The organism is Rhodococcus sp. WB9, from assembly GCF_007558985.1.
Classification (GTDB): Bacteria; Actinomycetota; Actinomycetes; order Mycobacteriales; family Mycobacteriaceae; genus Rhodococcus_F; species Rhodococcus_F opacus.
Genome location: NZ_CP041769.1, coordinates 2,488,906 through 2,513,181, shown reverse-complemented (window position 1 = coordinate 2,513,181; position 24,276 = coordinate 2,488,906). Strand labels below are relative to the sequence as shown.

At 68.4% G+C, this 24,276-nt stretch carries 20 protein-coding genes and 2 pseudogenes; 14 read left to right on the top strand and 8 right to left on the bottom strand.

From position 1 onward, the window contains the following. The first annotated feature begins 1 nt into the window (after position 1). Entirely contained in the window at positions 2–1,213 is a 1,212-nt protein-coding gene (locus FND50_RS11705) for an AI-2E family transporter (RefSeq protein WP_144285878.1), read from the top strand. 7 nt (positions 1,214–1,220) lie between these two features. Here FND50_RS11705 and FND50_RS11700 read toward each other — a convergent pair whose 3' ends face one another. Together FND50_RS11700 and FND50_RS11695 are read right to left on the bottom strand one after the other, a co-directional pair. Beyond that, the gene (locus tag FND50_RS11700) at positions 1,221–4,202 is read right to left on the bottom strand and encodes an AAA family ATPase (protein WP_144285877.1); all 2,982 of its coding nucleotides are present in this window, start codon (positions 4,200–4,202) and stop codon (positions 1,221–1,223) included. Then, positions 4,199–5,383, bottom strand: a complete 1,185-nt coding sequence (locus FND50_RS11695) for an exonuclease SbcCD subunit D (RefSeq protein ID WP_144285876.1) — start codon at positions 5,381–5,383, stop codon at positions 4,199–4,201. The genes FND50_RS11700 and FND50_RS11695 overlap by 4 nt, the downstream gene beginning before the upstream one ends. A 170-nt stretch (positions 5,384–5,553) precedes the next feature. Here FND50_RS11695 and FND50_RS11690 point away from each other — a divergent pair. The 5 genes and pseudogenes from FND50_RS11690 to FND50_RS11675 all read left to right on the top strand — a co-directional run. Continuing rightward, positions 5,554–5,820 (top strand): annotated as a pseudogene (locus tag FND50_RS11690) (DNA recombination protein RmuC); the annotation flags it as partial. Between the two features lie 110 nt (positions 5,821–5,930). Further along, positions 5,931–7,148, top strand: a complete 1,218-nt coding sequence (gene tnpB / locus FND50_RS11685) for an IS607 family element RNA-guided endonuclease TnpB (protein WP_260850967.1) — start codon at positions 5,931–5,933, stop codon at positions 7,146–7,148. Positions 7,149–7,160: 12 nt separating this feature from the next. Then, the gene (locus tag FND50_RS36730; protein WP_313905312.1) at positions 7,161–7,454 is read left to right on the top strand and encodes a zinc ribbon domain-containing protein; all 294 of its coding nucleotides are present in this window, start codon (positions 7,161–7,163) and stop codon (positions 7,452–7,454) included. Positions 7,455–7,456: 2 nt separating this feature from the next. After that, positions 7,457–8,207, top strand: a pseudogene (locus FND50_RS11680) (DNA recombination protein RmuC); the annotation flags it as partial. A gap of 23 nt (positions 8,208–8,230) precedes the next feature. Then, entirely contained in the window at positions 8,231–9,073 is an 843-nt protein-coding gene (locus tag FND50_RS11675) for a DUF6542 domain-containing protein (RefSeq protein ID WP_186301271.1), read from the top strand. A 28-nt stretch (positions 9,074–9,101) separates the two neighbouring features. Here the strand turns inward: FND50_RS11675 and FND50_RS11670 are convergent, their stop codons facing one another. Further along, positions 9,102–10,112, bottom strand: coding sequence for a 4-hydroxy-3-methylbut-2-enyl diphosphate reductase (locus FND50_RS11670; protein WP_144285875.1), 1,011 nt, complete (start codon positions 10,110–10,112; stop codon positions 9,102–9,104). A gap of 142 nt (positions 10,113–10,254) precedes the next feature. Between FND50_RS11670 and FND50_RS11665 the strand changes: the two genes are divergently transcribed. Genes FND50_RS11665 through FND50_RS11655 form a run of 3 tightly spaced genes read left to right on the top strand, consistent with a single transcriptional unit; the run spans position 10,255 to position 12,380 of the window. Beyond that, complete coding sequence (locus FND50_RS11665; protein ID WP_186301270.1) at positions 10,255–10,887, top strand: lipid droplet-associated protein; 633 nt, start codon at positions 10,255–10,257, stop codon at positions 10,885–10,887. Then, entirely contained in the window at positions 10,884–12,140 is a 1,257-nt protein-coding gene (gene xseA / locus FND50_RS11660; protein ID WP_144285873.1) for an exodeoxyribonuclease VII large subunit, read from the top strand. Before FND50_RS11665 ends, xseA begins: the two co-directional genes overlap by 4 nt. Positions 12,141–12,143: 3 nt before the next feature. Continuing rightward, positions 12,144–12,380 (top strand): exodeoxyribonuclease VII small subunit, encoded by a 237-nt coding sequence (locus tag FND50_RS11655; RefSeq protein WP_054248320.1) that lies wholly within the window; start codon positions 12,144–12,146, stop codon positions 12,378–12,380. Between the two features lie 14 nt (positions 12,381–12,394). On the opposite strand, the gene FND50_RS11650 is transcribed toward FND50_RS11655, so the two are convergent. Continuing rightward, positions 12,395–12,964 (bottom strand): DUF4245 domain-containing protein, encoded by a 570-nt coding sequence (locus tag FND50_RS11650; protein ID WP_039952749.1) that lies wholly within the window; start codon positions 12,962–12,964, stop codon positions 12,395–12,397. 189 nt (positions 12,965–13,153) lie between these two features. Between FND50_RS11650 and glpX the strand changes: the two genes are divergently transcribed. Together glpX and FND50_RS11640 are read left to right on the top strand one after the other, a co-directional pair. Then, positions 13,154–14,194: a class II fructose-bisphosphatase gene (glpX, locus tag FND50_RS11645; protein ID WP_039952719.1), complete on the top strand. Its 1,041-nt coding sequence runs from the start codon at positions 13,154–13,156 to the stop codon at positions 14,192–14,194. A gap of 99 nt (positions 14,195–14,293) precedes the next feature. Further along, positions 14,294–15,697 (top strand): class II fumarate hydratase, encoded by a 1,404-nt coding sequence (locus FND50_RS11640; protein WP_005238997.1) that lies wholly within the window; start codon positions 14,294–14,296, stop codon positions 15,695–15,697. A gap of 59 nt (positions 15,698–15,756) precedes the next feature. Here FND50_RS11640 and FND50_RS11635 read toward each other — a convergent pair whose 3' ends face one another. Next, the gene (locus FND50_RS11635; protein ID WP_144285872.1) at positions 15,757–16,614 is read right to left on the bottom strand and encodes an acyl-ACP desaturase; all 858 of its coding nucleotides are present in this window, start codon (positions 16,612–16,614) and stop codon (positions 15,757–15,759) included. Between the two features lie 156 nt (positions 16,615–16,770). On the opposite strand from FND50_RS11635, the gene FND50_RS11630 reads away from it, so the two are divergent. Both FND50_RS11630 and FND50_RS11625 read left to right on the top strand, forming a co-directional pair. Continuing rightward, complete coding sequence (locus tag FND50_RS11630; protein ID WP_144285871.1) at positions 16,771–18,381, top strand: serine hydrolase; 1,611 nt, start codon at positions 16,771–16,773, stop codon at positions 18,379–18,381. Between the two features lie 26 nt (positions 18,382–18,407). Next, entirely contained in the window at positions 18,408–18,839 is a 432-nt protein-coding gene (locus FND50_RS11625) for a limonene-1,2-epoxide hydrolase family protein (protein WP_144285870.1), read from the top strand. A 74-nt stretch (positions 18,840–18,913) separates the two neighbouring features. Here FND50_RS11625 and FND50_RS11620 read toward each other — a convergent pair whose 3' ends face one another. From FND50_RS11620 to FND50_RS11610, 3 genes are all read right to left on the bottom strand, one after another. After that, entirely contained in the window at positions 18,914–20,281 is a 1,368-nt protein-coding gene (locus tag FND50_RS11620; protein WP_144285869.1) for a PhoH family protein, read from the bottom strand. A 308-nt stretch (positions 20,282–20,589) separates the two neighbouring features. Continuing rightward, positions 20,590–21,885, bottom strand: a complete 1,296-nt coding sequence (gene glyA, locus FND50_RS11615; protein ID WP_005253714.1) for a serine hydroxymethyltransferase — start codon at positions 21,883–21,885, stop codon at positions 20,590–20,592. A gap of 66 nt (positions 21,886–21,951) precedes the next feature. Beyond that, entirely contained in the window at positions 21,952–23,172 is a 1,221-nt protein-coding gene (locus FND50_RS11610; RefSeq protein WP_144285868.1) for a DUF885 domain-containing protein, read from the bottom strand. 169 nt (positions 23,173–23,341) lie between these two features. Here FND50_RS11610 and coaA point away from each other — a divergent pair, with 169 nt between their 5' ends. Then, the gene (gene coaA / locus FND50_RS11605) at positions 23,342–24,274 is read left to right on the top strand and encodes a type I pantothenate kinase (RefSeq protein ID WP_144285867.1); all 933 of its coding nucleotides are present in this window, start codon (positions 23,342–23,344) and stop codon (positions 24,272–24,274) included. Positions 24,275–24,276 lie beyond the last annotated feature (2 nt).

Here is a 24,276-nt window from a genome sequence, read left to right as displayed (position 1 = left end):
TGTGACGGAGAAGGAAGCCCCGGCACCGTCCGGGAGCACGGTCACGAAACCGGACCGCGGGCATCTCATCGGGGTGGGTGCGATGTGGCTGGCCAAGTGGTCACTGGTCCTCGTGGCCATCTCGCTGGGTGCGTTGTTGTTCGGGTGGATCATCGAAAAGCTGTGGGTGATCGTCCTCCCCGTGCTCCTGGCCGTCGTGGTGTGCACGGTGTTGTGGCCGCCGACCCGGGCGATGACGCGACGACGTATCCCCCCTGCGGCGGCCGCCGCGACATCTCTCATCGTGTTCATCGCCGTCGTGGCCGGAATCATCGCGGGCATCGTGCCGTCCGTCGTCAACCAGGCACCCGAGCTGGCCAACAAGGCCACCCAGGGCATCAACCAGGTGCAGGACTGGTTGAAGGGTCCGCCGATCAACCTCCAGGACGATCAGATCGACCAGGGCATCCACACCATCATCGTGAAGGTGCAGGAAAGTGGGACGGTCATCGCGTCCGGCGTGTTCACCGGCGTCAGCACCGCCAGCTCCCTGCTGCTCACACTGGGCCTCGTGCTGGTGCTGTCGTTCTTCTTCATCAAGGACGGTCCCCGGTTCATCCCGTGGCTGCACTCCGTCGGCGGCGGCCGCGCGGGCCGTCACCTCGAAGTGGTGCTGGGCCGCATGTGGGACACGCTCGGCGGGTTCATCCGCACGCAGGCCTTGGTCAGCCTCATCGACGCCGTCTTCATCGGCGCCGGACTGCTGATTCTCGGTGTGCCACTCGCACCGGTCCTCGCGATCCTGACGTTCATCGGTGGCTTCATCCCGATCGTCGGTGCATTCGTCGCCGGCGCTCTCGCCGTGCTCGTCGCGTTGGTAGCCAACGGTCTCACCACCGCGGTGATCGTGCTGATCATCATCATCGTGGTGCAGCAGATCGAGGGCAACGTGCTGCAGCCGGTTCTCCAGAGCAAGAGCATGAAACTGCACGCCGTGGTGGTTCTGCTCGCCGTCACCGCAGGTGGCTCCGTGTTCGGGATCGTCGGCGCCTTCCTCGCGGTGCCCGCTGCCGCTGTCGCCGCCGTGGTGGTGCGCTACATCGGTGAGCAGATCGACGAGCACAGCGCCGAGAGCAACATCGCCGACGCCGTCGCCGTGGACGAAGACCTCGACGACGCCGAACGGGAGGGCGTCACCGTCGATCAGGCCGCCGTCGCGCCGAAGGCGGACTGACCGGCGGTCAGCCGGCGACCACCTCCACGGTGGAGCCGGTGCGTCCGCGAATCACGTGCAGCCGGCTCGGGATTCGCTGACGCATCTCGTCGACGTGACTGACGATCCCGACCACCCGGCCGCCGTCACGAAGCTCGTCGAGCACGCCCATCACCGAGTCGAGGGTGTCCGCGTCGAGGGTGCCGAATCCCTCGTCGATGAACATCGTGTCGAGGACGACGCCTCCCGACTCCGCGGCGACCACATCGGCGAGACCGAGCGCCAGCGACAGCGACGCCAGGAACGACTCACCGCCGGACAGGGTCTTGGCCGACCGCACCACCCCGGTGTAGTCGTCGCGGATGTCCAGACCCAGACCACCGCGGCGGCCTCGCGGACCGGCCTCGTCGCTGTGGACGAACTCGTAACGTCCCGCCGACATCCGGCCGAGCCGCGCGGACGCCGAGACCGCCACCTCTTCCAGCCGGGCCGCCAGCACGTACGACCGCAGCGACATCTTCCTGGCGTTCTGGCCACGGCCCGCGATCACCTCGGCGAGCGCGGCCAGCTCCTCGTGCGCGGCCTGCATCGGCGCGATCGCCTCGGCGGCCTTGTCGAGCTGACCGACGAACCGTTCCAGATCGAGCAGTCGACGCTCGGCGTCGGACGCCGCCGCGACGGCGACGTTCACGACCTCCGCGGCCGCGTCGTGCGCGTGCTGGACGGACGCCAATTCCACGGGCTCCGCCTCGGCGACGGCAACGACCTCCGGGTCGTCGAGCACGCTGCGCGCCCCGACCTCGGCGTCCCGCGCCGCCGTGAGCACGGCCTCGATCTCACTCTGGCGGGCGGGCGTCCGGACCGCGGCCAGGGCGTCGGCAGTGCCGTCGAAACCGGCGTCCCCGGCGAGTGTTTCGGCCTTCGCCGCGAGTTCACGGGCCGCCGACTCGGCTCCGGCACCGGCGTCCCGCGCGTCGAGCAGCTCGGATGCGGACTCGGCGAGGGCGTCGAGTCGTGCTCGACGAGCCGCCACGCTCGGGTCGTCACCTGCCGCCTCGCTCACCCGGGCCCGGATCTCCCCGAGCTGCGTCGTACTCGCAGTGATCCTCTCGGCCACGGTGGCGGCGTCGACGCCCACGTCCCGTGACCGTTCCTGCAGGTGACTCTCGTGGTCCCGCAGTTCGGTGAGCGATGCGGACCGGCGCTCGACCTCGTCGCCGAGCGCGAAGGCCTCCCCCACCGCCGTGTCCGCGACCGTGAGTGCCTGCGCGAGTTCGTCCGCGTCACCGTCGCCGCCGCGCTGAACGAGCACGTCGATCGCGCGCTCCACCGCGCCCAATTTCTCGGTCGCGGTCGTCAGCGCCGCCGCGGCTTTCTGCTCCGCGGCGAGGGCCTTGTCCTCGTCGGCCTTCGTGACCGACAGCTCGGACGGTTCGGCAGGCTGCGGGTGCTCGGGTGAACCGCACACCTGGCACGGGACACCGTCTTCGAGCGTGCCCGCCAGTTCGGCTGCCATGCCCGCGATCCGACGTTGCAGCAGGTCGAGCCAGTGTTCCCGCGCGTCCTGATGCTTCCGTCGGGCATCGAGCACGCCGCGCTCGAGCCGATCGCGCTCGGTGCGGCGGGTACGGAGATCCGCTGCCGCCGAGGCAGCGTCTGCTGCCCGGTCCCGGGCATCGACGAGGGCCGGCAGTGCGGCGCGGGCCTTCTGCGCCGAGTCGAGCGCCTTCTCCGCTTCCCGCAGAGCGAGCGGCAATTGTTCCCGCTCCCGGGTCAGCGCGTCACCGGCCTCGGCGAGTTCGACCTGCCGGGCGTGCAGTCGCTCCACTTCGCCAGCGAGCCGGTCGGCGGCGACGGATTCGGCGAGTGCCCCGTCGAGGCGCACGATCTCGTCACGCCAGGCCCGGATACTCGACCGGATGTGCTCCCGTTCGTCAGCGGTCGGAGGCCAGGACAACTCCGCCACGAGATCGGCGCCGCCCGCCGTCGAGCGCAATCCGTCCGTGATCGCCTCGACGTTCCGCGCGGCAGCCGCAGCCTTGGCCCGGGCGGCGTCGGCCTCGCGCGCGACGGTCGCGACCGGTTCGGCCCGGCGCGCATCCGCCAATTCGGCGACCAGGACCGCCCGCCGGGCCGCCCCCGCTGCGTGAGCCTCGAGTTCCGCCTCGGCTCGCCGCCTGCGGTTCTGGAGTTCGAGGACGCGGCGCGCCTCCGTGAGCGCGTCGCGGGCCCTCTTCGCCCGGCTCTTGGCGTTCTGCAGGTCGTCCGCAGCCAGGTCCCGGGTCTCGCGGGCCTCGTCCTCGAGCTTGTGGGCCCAGGTCACCGGATCGGCATCTGCGCCTCCCTCGATGCCCGCGGCCGTCGCGACCCGTGCCAGCAGCACGTCGATGGCCCGTTGATGCTCGTCCAGGTCGTGGGCGCTGGTGCGCCTGCGGTCGAGGAACCACTCCTCCACCGTCCCGAATCGGGTGGTGTCGAACAGCCTCTCCAGGAGCTGACCGCGTTCCTCGTTGTCGGCGCGCAGGAACTTCGCGAACTCCCCCTGCGGCAGGAGGACCACCTGGAAGAACTGGTCGGCGCTCATACCCATCAGCCGACCGACCTCGTCGGCGATGTCGGGGATTCGTGACAGGTTCTCCCCGCGGCCGTCGAGCCAGGTGAGCGTTGCCTTCGCGTTCTCCTTGATGGTCCCCGACCCACGGCGCTTGGGACGCTCGAACTCGGGGCTGCGGACGAGACGCAGATGCCGGCCCGCGATCGTCGCCTCGAGCGTCACCGTGGGAACGGAACCGGCGGGCGCGTGGTCGGACAGGAGGCGCTTGCCGTCCTTCCGCGCCCCGGGCACCGTGCCGTACAGCGCGAACGCCACCGCGTCGAGGACTGTCGTCTTACCGGCGCCGGTATGACCGTGCAGCAGGAAGAGCCCGTCCGCGCCGAGCCGATCGAAGTCGACTTCCACGAATCCTGCGAACGGCCCGAAGGCTTCGACCTCGAGTCGATGCAGCCTCATGCCGTCTGTTCCAGCGCGACGACCTCGGCGGTGTCTTCGCCGGCCCGGTCGGCGAAGCCGAGTGCGGCTTCCACCAGCCGGATCTCGCCGGTCGACGGTTCGCTTCGCACGTCGGTGAGGAAGCTGCGCGTGATCTGCAGATCGCTGCGCCCGTGCACCTTGTCGCGGTAGCGCAGATCGTCGCCACCCTCGGGACGTTGCCACTCGAGGTGAACGGCGAACGGGAATCGGGCCTGGAGCGAGCGCATGGCGTCGACCGGGCGTTCCGGGTCGGTGAGCACCGCCGACACGTAGCAGTCCTCGGCGTCGCGGTACGTGTCGTCCTCGAGCAACTCCTGCACCGTCCCGGTCAGTTGCCGGAGACCGCGGACCACCGGCAGGTCGACCCGCTCGACGTTCCGCAGCCCGTCGGCGTCGAGATCCACGAGGTAGACCGCCTTGCTGTGGGTGCGCTCGCCGAAGGAGTACGGCAGCGGCGAACCCGAGTACCGGATGTTCTCCGCGAGGGTCTGCGGCGAGTGGAGGTGACCGAGCGCGACGTAGTCGACCCCGCCGAAGGCCGAAGCCGACACCGTCTCGACGCCGCCGACGGAGATGGACCTCTCCGACCCGGTGGCCTCCGCTCCCACGACGAACGCGTGGGCCAGCACCACCGACCTGGTGAGCGGTGTGGTGTCGTTCCGCCTGTCGAGGTCGATGCGGACACGGTCCATCGCGGCGTCGAGGATCTCGGCGTGCGACCGCGCGGTCGGCACGTCCAGTTGCGCGCGGGTGATCTCGGGCTCGAGATAGGGAATGCCGTAGAACGCGACGGGACCGTGCGCGTCCTCGAGCACGACGGGCGAGCCGATCCCGGCGACCGTCGTCATGAGGTGCAGCCCGCCCGCGCGGGAGAACGCGGCACCCGCCCCGAGCCGCGCCGCGGAGTCGTGGTTGCCGGACGTGGCGACGATGACCGCGCCGGCGTCCCGGATCGCTTCGAAGCCGCGGTTGCACACGGTGACGGCGTCCGCGCTGGGGATCGACCGGTCGTACACGTCTCCGGGAACGACGACGACGTCCACGCCGTGCTCGGCGACGAGGGCGGCGATCGCGTCGAGCACACGGGTCTGGTCGGTGAGCAGGTCCACCCCGTGGAACGTGCGTCCGATGTGCCAGTCCGAAGTGTGCAGGATCCTCATGTCCCGAGACCGTAGAGCACCGTGCCGACAACCTCGAACACCTCGGCCGCGTGGCGTCCGAGCGATTCGACGTGTCGCTGGGGCGGGGCCCACATGTCGCGGGGGGCGGTGCCCCACATGTCGCTGGGTCGGTGCCCCACATGTCGGTGGGCCGGTGCACCATGAGCCACATGAATGCACTCGCTGCACTCGGAATGCTCCTGGCGCTGGCCGCGGGCACCGCCCTCGGGTGGCTGCTGCACGCGGCGCGGAGCGGTGATCGGGCGGCGCGAGCGGGGGCACAGCTCGCCGCGCTGCGCGAGAACGAGGCCCTGCTGCGGCAGTCGCTCGGCGCGGTCAGCGAGGATTCCGCCCGCCGCCACTCGGGTGCGATCGGCGAGCAGATCTCGCGACTGGTCGGGCCGCTGCGTGAGGCCGTCGGCGCCCTGGCGGAACAGGCGTTGAACAACGACGAGGTGGTCATGGCGTCGCGGTGTACCCGCCTGTACGGGCAGCGCAGTGCCCGTCGCCGTGCCGCCGCTGCTGTGTCCGCCGCGGCGGAACGCCCATGACGGCCGCTGCTGTAGTTGCTGATCTGACTGCTGACGTCGATGCACCGGATCCGTCTCGGTTGGTGATCCGGGCGTTCGTGTATGTTCTCGATCCCACCCCGGGGCAGGTCGAGGCGTTGTGGTCGCATTGCGGGGCGCAGCGTTTCGCCTACAACTGGGCACTGTCGCGGGTGAAAGCGAACCTCGACCAACGCGCTGCGGAGCGGTCGTATGAGATCCCGGACTCGGAGTTGACGCCGCTGGTGTCGTGGTCCGCGTACAGCCTGCGCAAAGACTGGAACACCGTCAAAAACGCCATCGCCGTCAACGCTGAGACCGGGCAGCCGTGGTGGCCGGAAAACTCGAAAGAGGCGTACAGTTCCGGAATCGCGAACTGCGCTGTAGCCCTATCGAACTGGTCCGATGCCCGGTCCGGGAAACGGAAAGGCTCGATGGGGTTCCCCCGCTTCAAAAGCAAACGAGCGGTGCCCTCCTGCCGATTCACCACCGGCAGTTTCGGGTTGGTCACCGACGGCGGCGACCGCCGTCATGTGCAGTTGCCTCGGATCGGGGCGATCCGGACGTGTGAATCCACCCGCAAACTGGCCCGCAAGACGATCGCCGGGTCGGCTCGGATTCGGTCGGCGACCCTCTCGTTTCGTCGGGGCCGGTGGCAGGTGTCGTTCTCCGTCGAGGCCACGCTCCCCGCCAGGGCACTCCCACCCACCGGTGCCGCCACGGTCGGCGATGGCGGTGTGGGCCGTTCGGTGGTTGGAATCGATGTCGGGGTGAAGCACCTCGCGGTCCTCTCGACCGGGGAGATGATCGAGAACCCGAAGCACGCAGGTAAGCAGGCAAAACAACTTCGTCGTCTGGGCCGCCGCGCATCGCGGCGGGTCGGCCCGGATCGCCGCACCGGTCAACAACCGTCCCGGCGTTGGCGGCGCACACAGGAACAGATCCGGGCGCTGCACACCCGCATCGCCGCCGCACGCCGCGATCACCTGCACAAACTCACCACCCGGTTGGTGCGGGACTTCGACACCGTCGTCGTCGAAGACCTCAATGTCGCGGGCATGACCCGCTCCGGTGGCGTCTACAAACGCGGGCTGAATCGGGCTCTGCAGGATGCGGGGCTCGCCGAGATCCGGCGACAACTAATGTACAAGACCGAGCGGACCGGCACCGGACTGCACGTGGCGGATCGTTGGTATCCGTCGAGTAAGACCTGCTAGAACTGTCAGGTAGTGAAAGCCAAACTGCCCCTGAAGGTTCGGGTGTTCACCTGCGATGCGTGCGGATTCCGCGCTGATCGTGATCACAACGCCGCCCTCAACCTCGCTGCCCTCGCAGCAATTGTTGACGGTGGTGCGTCTTCGGCGAGTTGCGGACGAGACGTAAAAGACGCCCGACAGAAACCAACCATAAGACCCGCCGCTCGGCGGGCTGACGGTATCGCTGCGGGAACACCACCTGGTGGTGAACGTGACCGGGGTAACCCGGACACTGATGCCGAGTGCACTAAACAACACTCAGCGTGAACGGCGAAATCCAGCTCGAGCGGGGTGGTCGAACTGGCCGGGATGGTCCGGCACTGCGACTTCGACACCCAGGTGTCGAAGGACGGTGTCCGTCCCGACCTGCTGGTGTACCTCGCGGGCGGCAAGCAGATCGTGGTCGACTCGAAGGTCCCGTTCGCGGCGTACCTGGACGCCGCGCAGACGGAAGACCCGGCCGCCCGCGAACAGCACCTCACCCGGCACGCCCGGCAGCTGCGCACGCACGTCGATCAGTTGGCCGATAAGACGTACTGGGAGTCGTTCGACCCGACGCCGGAGTTCGTGGTGCTGTTCGTGCCCGGTGATCCCTTCCTGGACGCGGCGCTGACCGCCGACTCCGGGCTGCTCGAGCACGCGTTCTCACGGAACGTGATCCTCGCCACCCCCACCACCCTCATCGCATTGCTGCGGACCATCGCGCACACCTGGCGCCAGGAGGCGCTGTCTCAGGACGCCGCGAAGATCCGCCAGCTCGGCCGGGAGCTGTATTCGCGGCTGGGGACGGTCGGCGCGCACCTCGACCGTCTCGGCTCCCAACTCGGCAAGGCCGTCGACTCGTTCAATCTCACCGTCGCGTCGATGGAGTCCCGGGTCACAGTCACCGCCCGCAAGCTTCACGACCTCGACGTGTTCGACGGCGACGTCACCGAGGTCAGCGCCGTCGATTCGTGGCCGCGACGCACAAATCTCGACGATCTCTCAGGCTCTACCGGTCACGCCAACGAGGCTAGTTAACAAGTTGCCGCTACTGTCGTTGTGTGTCTGCAACCCAACGTGCTCGCTCTGGGGTGCCGCTCGACAGGCGGTCGATTGTCCCTACGGTCCCCGGTCTCCCCTGGTGGGGTGTCATTCTCCTGGCCGTCGGAGTCACCTTTGTCGGATTCGCTGTCGATGCGGCTCGCGGAACCGAACTCACGGCTGCGTTCTCCACGTTCTATTTCCTCGGCTGTGTCCTCGCCGTGGCGGCTGCCGGCAACCGAGCGCTGTTCACCGCGATCGTCCAGCCGCCGCTGATCCTGTTCGTCGCGGTGCCACTCGGGCAGAGTCTCATCGCGGACGAGAACAGCACCGCACTGAAAGACCTGGCGATCAACGTCGCGTATCCGCTGGTCAACCGCTTTCCGGTGATGCTCGCGGCCACGGTGGTGACCCTGCTGATCGGTGGACTCCGCCTCTTCCTGCTGCAGCAACGCAAGACCGGTCCCGCTCGCACGTCCGAGCGGCGACGCGCGCAGCGGGCGCCACGCGCCGCCCGCCCTCGGCGCGCCGCCGAGGAGTCGGAACAGTCTCCGCCGCCGCGTCGGGCGCGTGCCAAGGACGCGGCACGGGAGCACCCCCGATCGGCGCGACGGGCGGCCACCCCACCGCCTCGCCGCTCGTCCTCGTCAGCCGGACGCACCGCGCCCCCACCGCCGATGGTCGACCGGGCAGCGCAGGCACCCCGGTCGGCGCCTCCGCGCACCACTCAGGCGCCGCGTTCGGTCCCGCAGCGGACGACGCCGCGACCCCGGCCCAACTCCGACGTGCCGGCCCACCCCATTCCCCAGGTGCGCTACCGCGACCGGTACGAGCCGCCGTTCGAGACGGAGCAGCCCCGCTAGAGCAGGGACGGGGCGCGTAGCGAACCGATCAGGTCCGCGCGGCCCGCAGCTCGCGCGGCAGTGCGAAGACCAGCGTCTCGTTGGCCGTCGTGACCGGCTGGACGTCGTGGAATCCGTGCTCGTCGAGCAGATCGATCACACCGCGCACCAGGATCTCCGGCACGGACGCACCCGAGGTGACCCCGACCGTCCGGACACCGTCGAGCCAGGCCGGATCCACTTCGCGTGCGTAGTCCACCAGGTACGACGCCTTCGCGCCCGCACCCAGTGCCACCTCGACGAGACGAACCGAGTTCGAGGAGTTGCGGGAACCGACGACGATGACGAGGTCGCATTCGGGTGCCATCGCCTTGACGGCGACCTGACGGTTCTGGGTGGCGTAGCAGATGTCGTCGCTCGGCGGGTCCTGCAGATTCGGGAAACGCTCCCGCAGCCGGGCGACCGTCTGCATCGTCTCGTCGACGCTCAACGTGGTCTGCGACAACCATATGACCTTCGATTCGTCGCGGACCGTCACGGCGTCGACGGAGTCGGGTCCGTCGACCAACTGCACGTGATCGGGTGCCTCGCCGGCGGTGCCCTCCACTTCCTCGTGGCCCTCGTGGCCGATCAGGAGGATGTCGAAGTCGTCCCGGGCGAAGCGCTTGGCTTCCTGGTGGACCTTCGTGACCAGCGGGCAGGTGGCGTCGATGGTGCGCAGGTTGCGCGCCGCGGCCGATTCGTGGACCGCGGGAGACACGCCGTGGGCGGAGAACACCAGCAGCGCACCCTCCGGAACCTCGTCGGTCTCGTCGACGAAGACGACACCCTGATCGGTGAGCGTCTCGACGACGTGCCGGTTGTGGACGATCTCCTTGCGCACGTAGATCGGGGCGCCGTGCTTCTCGAGCGCCTTCTCCACCGTCTCGACGGCGCGGTCCACGCCGGCGCAATAGCCGCGGGGTTCCGCGAGCAGTACGCGCTTCTCGCCGTCGGCGCGCGACGCTCCCGAATCTGCAGAACGTGTGATACCCACATTGAGTGGAACAGCCGAAGACATGGCTCCAGACTACGGGTCGCCCCGTACGGACGACACTTTCGCGGGGCCTCGGCGGGGTAGTGTGCGCATCGTCGCACCGAAGTCGTCGACGCTGTGGGCACGTCGGCTACCCAAACGTGCCGTTGTCAGGCAGGCTGTGGGAATGATTCGTCCCCCGTTCGTGGCGCGTGTCGCCGCTGGAATCGCCGTGACGGCCGTCGAAGAGGCCAGGAAACTGCCGACCACCGCGGCGACCCTGCCCATGACCGCGGTCAGTCAGGTGCTGCAGACCACGATGCGTGTTCAGCAGTCCATGACGGCGCTGGCCATCAAGGGCGACCAGGCTTTCGCACTGATCAACTGGACCCACGACGACGAGCAGCCGGCCTGGGCCGTCTTCGACGAGGACACCGATCCGGATCCCGCCGTCGACGGCGCGAGCGACGAGCGGTCGGCCGGACCGGGCCGGTTCGCCCTGTACTCGCTGAGTCCGCAAGACGAGAGCACCCCCGAGAAGGTCTCGACCCCGAAGGCTGCTCCCGCCGCCACCAACGGCGCCGCCTCCGTGAAGCCGGTGAGCAAGAAGGCCGCGACCTCCGCCCCGACGGTGGCCGAACCCGAGATCGCCGTCGTACTCGACTACGGCACGCTGACGCTCGCCCAGCTGCGGGCGCGCCTGCGCAGCCTGTCCGTCGAGGACCTCACGACGCTGCTGGACTACGAGAACGCGACCCTGGCACGCGCACCGTTCCAGACCATGCTGACCAACCGCATCACCTCCGCCAAGGCCAAGTGACCTCCGCACAGCCCCGCGCAGCCAGTACCGGACCGAGTACCGCCGAGCAGCCGTGGCCGGTCCGCACCGTGTCGGCCAAGGTCGCACAGTGGATCGACCGGCTCGGGAGTGTCTGGGTCGAGGGACAGATCACCCAGATCAACGCGCGTCCGGGAACCCGGACCGCGTTTCTGGTGCTGCGGGATCCGTCCGTCGACATGTCGTTGTCGGTGACCTGCTCCCCGCAGCTGTTGCAGAACTCCCCTGTCCCGCTCACCGAGGGCAGCCGGGTGGTGATGTTCGGCAAGTTGTCGTTCTACACCGGCCGCGGGTCGGTCTCGCTGCGGGTGACGGAGATCCGCGCGATCGGGATCGGTGAACTCCTCGCCCGGATCGAGCGGCTGCGCGCGCTGCTGGCAGCGGAGGGTCTGTTCGACCCTCGACTGAAGCGTCCGCTGCCGTTCCTGCCGGGCACCATCGGGCTGATCACCGGCCGCGCCAGCGCCGCCGAGCACGACGTCCTCAGCGTGGCGCAGCGCCGCTGGCCCGCCGTGCGCTTCGAGGTGCGCAACACCCCGGTGCAGGGCCCGACCGCCGTTCCGCAGATCCTCGACGCGTTGAAGGAACTGGACGCCGACCCGCACGTCGACGTCATCATCCTCGCGCGCGGCGGCGGCAGCGTGGAGGATCTGCTGCCGTTCTCCGACGAGACGCTGTGCCGTGCGATCGTCGCCTGCCGAACTCCGGTGGTCAGCGCCATCGGCCACGAGCCGGACAGTCCGCTCAGCGATCACGTCGCCGACCTGCGGGCCGCGACACCGACGGACGCTGCCAAGCGGGTCGTACCGGATGCCGTAGCCGAGCAGGCGCTGGTCGGCGAACTGCGGTCGCGGAGCGCGGCTGCTCTCCGCAACTGGGTGCAGCGCGAGTCCCACCTGATCTCCCAGCTGCGGAGCCGGCCGGTGCTCGCCGATCCGCTGCGCGCACTCGACCACCGGTCGGACGAGGTCGAGCGACTGCGGGAGGCCGGGCGACGCGACATCAGCCGGGCGATCGCCGCGGAGAGCACCACGATCGAGCACCTGCGGGCACGGCTGACGACCCTCGGCCCCGCTGCGACCCTTGCCCGCGGCTACTCCGTGGTCCAGCGGATTGTGCCCGACGGCGATCCCGAGGTCCTGCGTTCGGTCGACGACGCCCCGCCGGGCACCCAGATTCGCGTTCGAGTCGCCGACGGCGCAGTCCGTGCCGCGGTGATGGGAAAGGACAAGTAGGACATGAGCAAGCCCACCGGAAACGACACCGACACCGACATCGCGGAGCTCGGCTACGAGGCGGCGCGCGACGAACTCGTCGACGTGGTCAAGGTGCTCGAACAGGGCGGCCTCGACCTCGACGCGTCACTCGCGCTGTGGGAGCGGGGCGAGGCCCTGGCCAAACGCTGCGAGGAGCACCTCGCCGGGGCCCGCAAGCGCGTCGAGACGGCGCTCGCCCACGCCGACGACGAGGGCTGACACGCCCCCGGTCGTCAGGCGGCGAGGACCGGGGCGTCGGCCGCGGCGGTGGTGAGTTGCTCGAACGCCTCGGGTGACGCACTGCCCGTCACGAGGAGCCGGACGTCGCCGAAGTCGGAGACCCAGATCGGCTCGACGCCCTCCCCGCCGTACACGATCCAGCTGTGACCTGCGACGTCCTCGGTTCCCGTCGCCGTACGCGGACCACCCGCGACGAACGGCACGAGCACCGTCTCGACGGCATTGCTCTGCGTCAGCTGGATGTAGCGGCCTGCCTCGGTGATGAAGCCGACGGTGCTCGAATCGCCGCCGCCGTCGCCGCTGACGATGCTGCGGCTGCCCGAGTTGGGCGTCCAGCCCTCCGGTGTCTCCGGCTTACGCACCGGGAACGGAAGGTCCTGCGCGTCGTACTTCAGCGCCGCATCGACGTCGAAGCTGGGAATCGGACCACTGGTGGGCCCGCCCGGGCTGAACGTGCACTGGCTGGCGATACCCGCGATCAGTACGCAGAACAGGACAAGGGGTACGAGCGACCACACCATGTCGCGGTTGTTGTGCAGGATGCGGGGTTTATCAGATGCCACGCCCACCAGTATCCAGGGTCGGTCCCGGAACAACGATTCTCGGTCCCCCGATTCGCGCCCCAGCAGCGCACGTCACACTTCTTTCTGGGAGAATCAGCAGCGAGATCCACTCGACACTCGGCGGCCGACGGCCACCGACACAGCGTCGACGTACAACGTCGACCGTGACTGCACCAGGAGGCACTGCCCATGACGGCTAGCACCACTTCGAGTCGCCGCGAGGCCCCGGACCGAAATCTTGCTCTGGAATTGGTCCGAGTCACCGAGGCTGGTGCGATGGCTGCCGGTCGCTGGGTCGGCCGTGGCGACAAGGAGGGCGGCGACGGAGCCGCCGTCGACGCCATGCGCCAGCTCGTGAGCTCGGTCTCGATGCGCGGCGTCGTCGTCATCGGCGAGGGCGAGAAGGACGAAGCCCCGATGCTGTTCAACGGTGAAGAGGTCGGCAACGGCGACGGACCCGACTGCGACTTCGCCGTCGACCCGGTCGACGGAACCACCCTGATGGCGAAGGGCATGCCCAACGCGATCGCCGTGCTCGCGGTCGCCGAGCGCGGCGCGATGTTCGACCCGTCTGCCGTGTTCTACATGGAGAAGATCGCCGTCGGCCCCGACGCCGCCGATGTCATCGACATCACAGCGCCCGTCGCCGAGAACATCAAGCGCGTCGCGAAGGTCCGCAAGGCGTCCCCCTCCGACGTGACGGTCTGCATCCTCGACCGTCCGCGGCACGCCAGGCTGATCCAGGAGGTCCGGGACACCGGCGCCCGGATCCGTCTCATCTCCGACGGCGACGTCGCGGGTGCGATCGCCGCCGCGCGTCCGGAGTCGGGCACCGATATCCTGATCGGCACCGGTGGAACGCCCGAGGGCATCATCGCCGCCGCCGCCATGCGCTGTATGGGTGGTTCGCTGCAGGGCCGGCTGGCCCCGACCGACGACGCCGAGCGCCAGAAGGCCATCGACGCAGGCCACGACCTGGACCGTGTGCTCACCACCGAAGATCTCGTGTCCGGTGAGAACGTCTTCTTCTGCGCCACCGGTGTCACGGACGGCGACCTGCTCCGCGGTGTCCGCTACTACGGCGGCGGCGCCTCGACCCAGTCGATCGTGATGCGGTCGAAGTCGGGGACCGTCCGCATGATCGATGCGTACCACCGTCTCGAGAAGCTGCGCGAGTACTCGTCCGTGGACTTCACGGGCGAGGACGGCGCCATTCCGCCGACGTTCTAGGCAGCTCCGCTGCCCGTGCGCCTTTCCGGTAGCCAGAGCTACCGGAAAGGCGCACGGGGAGCGCCCCCACGACGCGCTCAGAAGTGGCATGTTTGACGCATGACCGAGAGCAACGAGCAGCAGTACCGGATCGAACACGACACCATGGGCGAGGTGCGGGTGCCTGTGGATGCCCTGTGGCGCGCGCAAACTCAGCGCGCCGTCGAGAACTTCCCGATCAGCGGTCGAGGTCTCGAGCGCACCCAGATACGTGCAATGGGTCTGCTGAAAGCAGCCTGCGCGCAGGTCAACAAGGACCTCGGCCTCCTCGACGCCGAGAAGGCGGACGCCATTATCGCCGCGGCGGGCGAGATCGCCGAGGGCAAGCACGACGATCAGTTCCCCATCGACGTCTTCCAGACGGGCTCGGGCACCAGTTCCAACATGAACGCCAACGAGGTGATCGCGTCGATCGCCGCGGCGAACGGTGTGGTCGTCCACCCCAACGACGATGTCAACATGTCGCAGTCGTCCAACGACACGTTTCCCACCGCGACGCATGTCGCGGCCACCGAGTCCGCGGTGAAGGACCTCCTCCCCGCCCTCGACCACCTGCGCCTGGCCCTGCTCGACAAGTCCACCGAGTGGAAGCACGTCGTGAAGTCGGGCCGCACCCACCTCATGGACGCCGTCCCGGTGACCCTCGGCCAGGAGTTCGGCGGTTACGCCCGCCAGATGGAGGCGGGGATGGAGCGGGTCGTGGCCTGCCTTCCCCGGCTCGGTGAGCTGCCCATCGGCGGCACCGCGGTCGGAACGGGACTCAATGCCCCCGACGGATTCGGCCCGAAGGTCGTCGCCGAACTGGTGAAGGCGACGGGCGTCGACGCCCTCACACCGGCGAAGAACAGTTTCGAGGCGCAGGCGGCGCGTGACGGCCTGGTGGAGGCGTCCGGCGCGCTGCGCACCATCGCGGTGTCCCTGACCAAGATCGCCAACGACATCCGCTGGATGGGATCGGGACCGCTCACCGGTCTCGGCGAGATCCGTCTCCCCGACCTGCAGCCCGGCAGTTCGATCATGCCCGGCAAGGTCAATCCGGTGCTCCCGGAGGCTGCCACCCAGGTCGCTGCCCAGGTGGTCGGCAACGATGCCGCGGTCGCCTGGGGCGGTGCCGCCGGCGCGTTCGAGCTCAACGTCTACATCCCGATGATGGCGCGGAACCTGCTCGAGTCGTTGACGTTGCTGGCCAACGTCACGCGACTGTTCGCCGACCGGTGTGTCGTGGGGCTCGTCGCGAACACCGAACACCTCAAGACCCTCGCGGAGTCGTCGCCGTCCATCGTGACGCCACTGAATTCCGCGATCGGGTACGAGGAGGCCGCGGCTGTCGCCAAGCAGGCGCTGAAGGAGAAGAAGACCATCCGCGAGACCGTCGTCGACCGTGGTCTGATCGGCGACAAGCTGAGCGAGGAAGAACTCGACAAGCGTCTCGACGTGCTGGCGATGGCGAAGGTGAAGGACTGACCCTTCCGACGGAGAGGGGCCCGCACTCGATCGAGTGCGGGCCCTCTCGCGCAGAAGTCCTACAGCAGCGCGGACAGCTCGTCGCGGGCCTTCTCGCCCTCCGAGCCGAGATCGGTGCGGTCGGCGATGTGCCACGAGCGGAGCAGCGGAGCGAACACCTTCTCCCCCTGCTGTGCGGGGTCGTAGATACCGGCCTCGGCGAGCACGGCGGTGCTGTCGGTTCCACCGGGCAGTGCCACGCTCGGCACGTCGAATGCGGCGATCCGCGACGCGATCGCGCGCATCGTCTGATCGGGTACCAGCTCGAACGCGGCCTCGACGATGTTTCGGTAGAACAGCGACTGCAGTTCGTCGTCCGCGGCCAGCCGCTCGGCGATCACGGCCACCAGCGGGTCCTCGCCGAGTGCCGCCGTGTTGTGATGACGCACCGCCGCGGCCTTCTCCTCGAACGCGGAGTTGGCGAGCATCTCGAGCAGATGCATCGGCGGCATCGCGTAGCCGCGGACCATCTCGTCCATCCGGGCGCGCTCGAGGGCGACGGGGTCGACGGCGCGCGTCACCATCAGGTAGTTCCGAAGGACGATGGAGTGCCGGTTCTCCTCCGCTGTCCAGCGGCCCACCCAGCGCCACCACGGGCCCACCTGGGCGAGGTGCTTGGCGATCTCCCGGTGGTACGCGGGCACATTGTCCGCCACCAGCACACCCACGGTCAGTGCGAGCGCCTCGACGTCGCTCAGCGTCGACTGATCTGCCGACCAATCCGTCCCACCCATGAACGCGAAGTTCTTGCCCTGGTCCCACGGGACCAGATCGTGCGGCTGCCAGCCGTCCGCCTCGGCGATGTGACGTGTGAGGTTTTCGTCCACCACCGGGGCCAGCTCACTGAGCAGCTGCGAGTCATTCTTTTCAATCGGCATCCGCACACCGTAGCGTCCGCGTCCGGGCGCCGGGTCGACCACCGGTGAATTCGACGGGAACAACGCCGGCGTTGTGGCGAAAACAGCCTGGTCATCGGCTTGCGGTCGTTAGGCTGGCAGTTTACGAGTGCCCCTGCACCGAACAGAGGATCACCCATGCGCAGACATCGGAACCTGACGATACTTCTGTCAGCTCTCGCACTCGGCGGGTCACTCGTGACGGGTTGCGGCTCCGACCCGGACGACTCCGGGTCCGCCGCCACGTCCGGCGCGAACCCCACCTCGGAGTCCTCCCGGCCGCCGAACCCGGGGACGGTCGCGGGTGTCGACATCCCGGACGGTCAGATCGACGACGCCGTGGGCCGTCTCGACGAACTGGCGAACGAGTTGATGGACAGTTCCGGTCTTCCGGGTATGGCGGTCGCCGTCGTCCACGGTGGGCAGACCGTCTACGCGAAGGGATTCGGGGTGCGCGAGGCGGGCACCGATCAGAAGGTGGACGCCGACACCGTGTTCCAGCTGGCGTCGATGTCGAAACCGGTGGGGTCCACGGTGGTTGCCCATCAGGTCGATGCCGGCGTCATCGGCTGGGACACTCCCGTGGTGTCCAAGTCACCCGGTTTCGCCCTCGCCGACCCGTGGGTCACCGAGCACGTCACGGTGGGCGATCTGTACTCGCACCGGTCGGGGTTGCCCGATCACGCCGGCGATCTGCTCGAGGACCTGGGTTTCAACCAGCAGCAGGTGCTCGACAAACTCCGGCTCGAGCCGTTGAACCCGTTCCGGATCACCTACGAGTACACCAACTTCGGCCTCACCGCGGCGGCGGAGGCCGTCGCGGCGGCGTCCGGGACGGATTGGGCGACGCTCTCCGAGCAGACGATCTACCAGCCGCTGGGAATGTCCTCCACGAGTTCGCGATTCGCTGACTATCAGGCCCGCGACGACCGCGCCGTCGCGCACCAACTCGTCGACGGCAAGTACGTCGCCGATGCGGTACGCAATCCCGACGCCCAGTCCCCCGCGGGCGGGGTGAGCTCGTCCGTCAACGACATGGGCAAATGGCTGGCGATGCTGTTGGCCGACGGCACGTTCGAGGGCAAGGAGATCGTGTCCCCCGAATCACTGCTCCCCGCGGTCAGTCCTCAGATGGTGTCCAGCCCACCACGGTCGATGGACAGCCGTCCGGGGTCCTACGGTTATGGGTTCAACGTCTCGACCACCCCGGCAGGGCGGGTCTCCCTCAGCCACTCCGGTGGATTCCAGCTCGGGGTGGCGACGAACTTCGTCGCGATACCATCCGCCGACGTCGCCATCGTCGCGCTGACCAACGGGTCGCCCATCGGCATTCCCGAGTCCCTCACCGCCGAGTTCGCCGACCTCGTCCAGTTCGGGGAGATCCGCGAGGACTGGAGGTCGTTGTACCGGCAGGCCATCGCGCCGATGGACGAGCCCGAGGGCAGTCTCGTCGGCCAGACGGCCCCCGCGAACCCGGCACCACCGCAGCCGCTCCCCACCTACGCGGGCACCTACGGCAACCCGTATTGGGGTCCCGCCGTCGTCACGGAGAGCAACGGCGCGTTGTCGCTCCAACTCGGGCCCGCCGGGCAGACCTTCCCACTCACCCACTGGGACGGCGAGACCTTCACCTTCATACCCAGCGGTGAGAACGCCCCACCCGGAACCATCTCGAAGGCCACGTTCGCCGGCAACAACGTCACACTCGAGTACTACGACACGGAAGGCCGGGGGACATTCGTCCGCTGAGCCGACACTTCGACGGGAAGAAGACCATGAGCACGAACTCGCACGAACCGACGGGAACCACTCGAACGGACACGGCAGACGTCCAGGTGGTCCGGGCCTTCCTGAACGCGCTCGTCGCCGGCGACCCGGACGCCGCGCAACAGTATCTGCACCAGGACATCGTGTGGCACAACGTGTCCCTGCCCAAGATCCGCGGCCTCGGCTCCGTCATGCGGATACTGCGCGGAATGAGCCGCCCCGGTGTCGGATTCGATGTACGCCTGCACCACATCGCCGGCGACGGGACGGCCGTGCTGACCGAACGCACCGACGTCCTGATCTACAAGCGGCTGCGCAGCGAGTTCTGGGTGTGCGGCACGTTCGAGATGAAGGACGGCAAGATCGCCGTCTGGCGCGACTACTTCAGCAGCCGGGACTTTCTGTGGGGCACGCTCAAAGGTATTTTGCGCGCCTTCTGACATTTCCGCCCGATGCCACCTCGGTCCGGTCGGACCGTGGTGCCATCGGGCGGATCACGCTGCGCGGCAGGCGCCTACGGCGTCGGCCCGAACTCCTCCAGCATCTCCGTCACGAGCGCCGCGATCGGCGAACGCTCACTGCGCGTCAACGTGATGTGCGCGAACAGCGGATGCCCCTTGAGCTTCTCGATCACCGCGGCCACCCCGTCGTGACGTCCGACCCTCAGGTTGTCGCGCTGAGCGACGTCGTGAGTCAGGATCACCCGGGAGCCGGTGCCGAGCCGGGAAAGCACCGTGAGCAGCACATTGCGTTCCAGCGACTGCGCCTCGTCCACGATCACGAACGAATCGTGCAGTGACCGTCCGCGAATATGCGTGAGTGGCAACACTTCCAGCATGCCGCGGCTGATCACCTCGTCCATCACCTCGGTGCTGGCGAGGCCGTCGAGTGTGTCGAAGACCGCCTGGGCCCACGGGCCCATCTTCTCGCTCTCACTACCCGGCAGGTAGCCGAGCTCCTGCCCGCCCACCGCGTAGAGCGGCCGGAAGACAACGACTTTCCGCTGGGTGCGGCGCTCGAGCACCGCCTCCAGCCCCGCCGTCAACGCAAGCGCCGACTTGCCGGTGCCCGCCTTGCCGCCCAGCGACACGATGCCCACACTGTCGTCCAGCAGGATGTCCAGGGCGATCCGCTGCTCGGCCGAACGTCCGTGCAGACCGAATGCCTCACGCTCCCCCCGCACCAGCTGCACCTGCTTGTCGGCGTTCACACGGCCCAGTGCGCTCGACGAACCGCCCAGCAGCCGAATACCCGTGTGGCACGGAAGCTCCCGGGCCTCCTCCAGATCGACGACACCCTCGGAGAACAGTTCGTCGATCGACGAGGACGCCACGTCCAGTTCGGTCATACCCGTCCAACCAGACGGGACGACGTCGTGGGCGTGGTACTCGTCGGCGGGAAGACCCACCGCACCGGCCTTCACTCGCAGCGGGATGTCCTTGCTGACCAGGACGACGTCACCGCCCTCGGCCTCGAGGTTCAGTGCGCAGGCCAGGATCCTCGAATCGTTGCTGTCCGTGCGGAATCCGACCGGAAGAACCGACGGGTCGGTGTGGTTCAGCTCGACCTGCAAGGTGCCACCCTCGGTGCCGATCGGCACCGGCTGGTCGAGACGACCGTATTCCAGACGGAGGTCGTCGAGCATGCGCAGCGATTCTCTTGCGAACCATCCCAACTCGTGGTGGTGCCGCTTCCCTTCGAGCTCGCTGATCACGACGAGGGGAAGCACCACACGGTGCTCGGCGAACCTGGTGACGGCCCAGGGGTCGGACAGCAGTACGGAGGTATCGAGTACGAACGTACGAACTGCAGAATCCGACGATTTCCTGGGGGCGGCGGACGAACGTCCGACGCGGGCTGAGACGGAGCGTGAAGCAGTCACGTTGGCTCCTAGGTCTGCGTGGCACCCACGCAAACTCGGTTCGCTGGACCGGTCCGTCCCTGGTGTGTCACCACACGAGGGCCGGGCGCCGGCCCCCTCGCACTGAGTGTGTCAGCCACGATCAGGACCTCCCGTACAAGCAACTTCCCCGCTGCCTGTTACCCCCGACGGTACTGCCAAACACGCCGGACGGCCGTGCGAGCGGCGGGCGTGTCGGTGAACATCGCGTTACGTGGAGGCGCCCGCGGCGCCCGTGCGTGGTTAACAAGTCCCTGCACTCGCAGGCCACGCACGGGCGGCGGAGCCGCCTAGATCAGGCGCCAGTCCTCGAGACCCTCGTACAGCGGGAAGTCGGCGGCGAGCTTCGACACGCGGGACTTCAGCGTCTCGACGTCGGACGATCCGGCGAGTGCGGTGCCGATGATGTCGGCGACCTCGGTGAACTGCTCGTCCCCGAATCCACGCGACGCGAGCGCCGCCGTGCCGATCCGGAGGCCGGACGTGACCATCGGCGGGCGCGGGTCGAACGGCACCGCGTTGCGGTTGACGGTGATGCCGACCTCGTGGAGAAGGTCCTCACCCTGCTGGCCGTCGAGCTGCGAGTTGCGCAGGTCGACGAGCACGAGGTGCACGTCGGTGCCGCCGGTGAGGACGCTGACCCCCTTGTCGACGACATCGGCGCCGGTCAGACGCTCGGCGAGGATCTTCGCACCGGTCAGGGTGCGCTGCTGACGGTCCTTGAACTCCTCGGTGCCCGCGATCTTCAGGGAGACGGCCTTGGCGGCGATGGCGTGCATCAGCGGCCCGCCCTGCTGGCCGGGGAAGACGGCGGAGTTGAGCTTCTTCGCCCACTCCTGCTTGGCGAGGATCAGGCCGGAGCGCGGCCCGCCGAGCGTCTTGTGGACCGTGCTGGACACGACGTCGGCGTACGGCACGGGCGACGGGTGCAGCCCGGCAGCGACCAGGCCCGCGAAGTGCGCCATGTCGACCCACAGGTACGCGCCGACCTCGTCGGCGATCGACCGGAACGCGGCGAAGTCCTCGTGGCGCGGGTACGCGGACCAACCGGCGACGATGACCTTCGGCTGCGCGGCGACCGCGATCTTGCGGACCTCGTCCATGTCGATGCGGTGGTCCTCCTTGCTGACCCCGTACGACTCGACGTCGTACAGCTTGCCGGAGAAGTTCAGCTTCATGCCGTGCGTGAGGTGGCCGCCGTGCGCCAGGTCGAGGCCGAGGAGCTTCTCACCCGGGTTCATCAGGGCCATCAGGACCGCCGCGTTGGCCTGTGCGCCGGAGTGCGGCTGAACGTTCGCGAAGTCGGCGCCGAACAGTTCCTTGGCGCGGGTGCGGGCGAGATCCTCGATGACGTCGACGTGCTCGCAGCCGCCGTAGTAGCGGCGTCCCGGGTATCCCTCGGCGTACTTGTTGGTGAGGACGCTGCCCTGAGCCTGGAGGACCGCGCGCGGAACGAAGTTCTCCGAGGCGATCATCTCCAGCGTGTCGCGCTGACGGGCCAGCTCACCTGCCATGGCCTGGGCGACTTCGGGGTCGAGTTCGGCGAGGGGGGCCGTGTTGACGTCGGTACCGGGCACAGCGGTCATCGAGGGATCTCCAAGCTGGATGCGGAAACGAATGCTCCCAGTCTACGAAGTACTCGTGAGGACTTCCTAACCGCCCGCGGTGAGGTACCCCTCACCGGCGCGCAGGACGCTGGGCACGAGCGGCTCGTCGAGCAGCCGGCGGAACCGCTCCGACCGCTCCGCGCCGACCGGCACCTCGCCCAGCCAGCCACCGAGCAGTCGGTACCCCTCCACGTAGGTGCTGGTGTACGCCCGCCACAACGGCGACGACAGGAACCGCAGCGACTGCCGGGCCCGCTCGGGAGTCGACAGGCTCCACCGCTGCAGGAACGCCGCGACGTCGTCGTGGCTGCGGCCCTCGTCGTGCAGCATCATCGCCGCATCCTGCCGCACACCGAGCAGCTGCCCGGACGCCCCGGACAGACGTTGCGCCTGCTCACCGTCGAATCGCAGGCCCAGGTCGGCGTAGATTTCCTGCGCCCACAGCCCCCAGTCCGACCCGACGATCGATTCGAGCGCGAGGTCCGCGAGCCCCTCGGCCATCAGGCACTGCGGGGTGTTGACGACGAACAACGTCTGCTCGAGCTGTCCAGCGCCGACCAGTCCGGCTTCCTTGCGGCAGTGCTCGGTGTGGTGGCCGGGGTACGACTCGTGCGCGATCAGCCGCGGCAGGTTCGACATGTGCTGCTTGAGGTCGGAGTTGATCGCGACCCGGGAACGGTAGTCGCCGAGGTAGTAGTTGAACCCCGACCACGGCTTGTCGCCCACCACCTCGTACTCGACGACCTCCGAGTCGGGCAGTGCGTAATGCCCGCGCACGAGATCGCGCAGAGCGCTCGAGAAGGCGTCGACGCATTCCTGCAACCGGTCCGCGGGGATCTCGTCCTTCGCGCGGTGGGCCTGGATGCGTTCGGCGAGCGGCCCCGTTCCGGGCAGCACGGCGTCCATCCTCCGGTGCGCCTCCCGGTACTGCTCCTCGTCGCCGCGTTCGATCCGGACGTCGAAGTACGCCTCGACCTCGTCGACGAAGCCGACGTCGTCGCCCGCGAACTTGCGCCCCGAGCATTCGAGGGCGCGGAGGTGGACGTCGAGGAACCGGGTCCGCTCCTCGGACAGTCCCGCCGACGGCAATTCCGCGCGGAGGTTCGCCGCCGTGCGCGCGAGAACGCGCGGATCGGGCTTCGGCGCGTTCTCCACCTGCCTGCGCAGCGCGGGATCGCCGGTATACGCGTCGACGAATCCTTCCTCCAGCCGGTCGAAACCCAGCCCGAGCAGCAAGTATTCGCGTACGTACGAAACGGATTCCATGCCGTCCGACCTTAGTCGCACACGCGTCTGCCCGACCCGCCGACAGCGCAGCCTGTGGCACCAAGCACAATCCGACTATGCAACCGCTACTCGCCAGCGCAACGACGACGGCAGAGATTCTGGGCATGGACCGCTCACTCCCCCGTGTACCCGAGTGTGAGCGGAACTGATGGCGCGGACGAGCGAGTCCAGTCCGTACGTCGAATTCGACCGGAAGCAGTGGCGCACACTGCGTAAGTCGACGCCACTCGTCCTGACCGAGGAAGAGCTGTACGGACTGCGGGGCCTCGGCGAGCAGATCGACCTCGAAGAGGTCGCGGAGGTGTACCTGCCGCTGTCGCGTCTCATCCACCTGCAGGTCGCGGCACGTCAGCGACTGTTCGCCGCGACCGCGACGTTCCTCGGCGAGAAGCACCCCGACCAGCAGGTGCCGTTCGTGATCGGCGTCGCCGGCAGCGTGGCGGTCGGCAAGTCCACCACCGCCCGTGTCCTCCAGGCCCTCCTCGCGCGGTGGGAGCACCACCCGCGCGTCGACCTGGTGACGACGGACGGCTTCCTGTATGAGACGGCCGAGCTGAACCGCCGCGGGATCATGCACCGCAAGGGCTTTCCCGAAAGTTACGACCGCCGCAAGCTGCTGCGGTTCGTCACCGAGGTGAAGTCGGGGGCCGAAGAAGTGGCCGCGCCGGTGTATTCACACATCTCGTACGACATCATCCCGGGCCAGTACCACCTGATCCGGCAGCCGGACATCCTCATCATCGAGGGTCTCAACGTGCTGCAGACCGGTCCCCGGCTGATGGTGTCGGACCTGTTCGACTTCTCGATCTACGTCGACGCCCGCATCGAGGACATCGAGAACTGGTACATCCAGCGTTTTCTCGCGCTGCGGAAGACGTCGTTCTCCGACCCCGACGCACACTTCCACCACTACGCCGGACTGTCCGACCGGGACGCGACGGCTGCCGCCCAGGAGATCTGGCACAACATCAACCGGCCCAACCTCGTCGAGAACATCCTGCCGACGCGTCCGCGTGCCACGCTCGTGCTGCGCAAGGACGCCAATCATTCGATCAACCGGCTGCGGCTGCGGAAGCTGTAGGT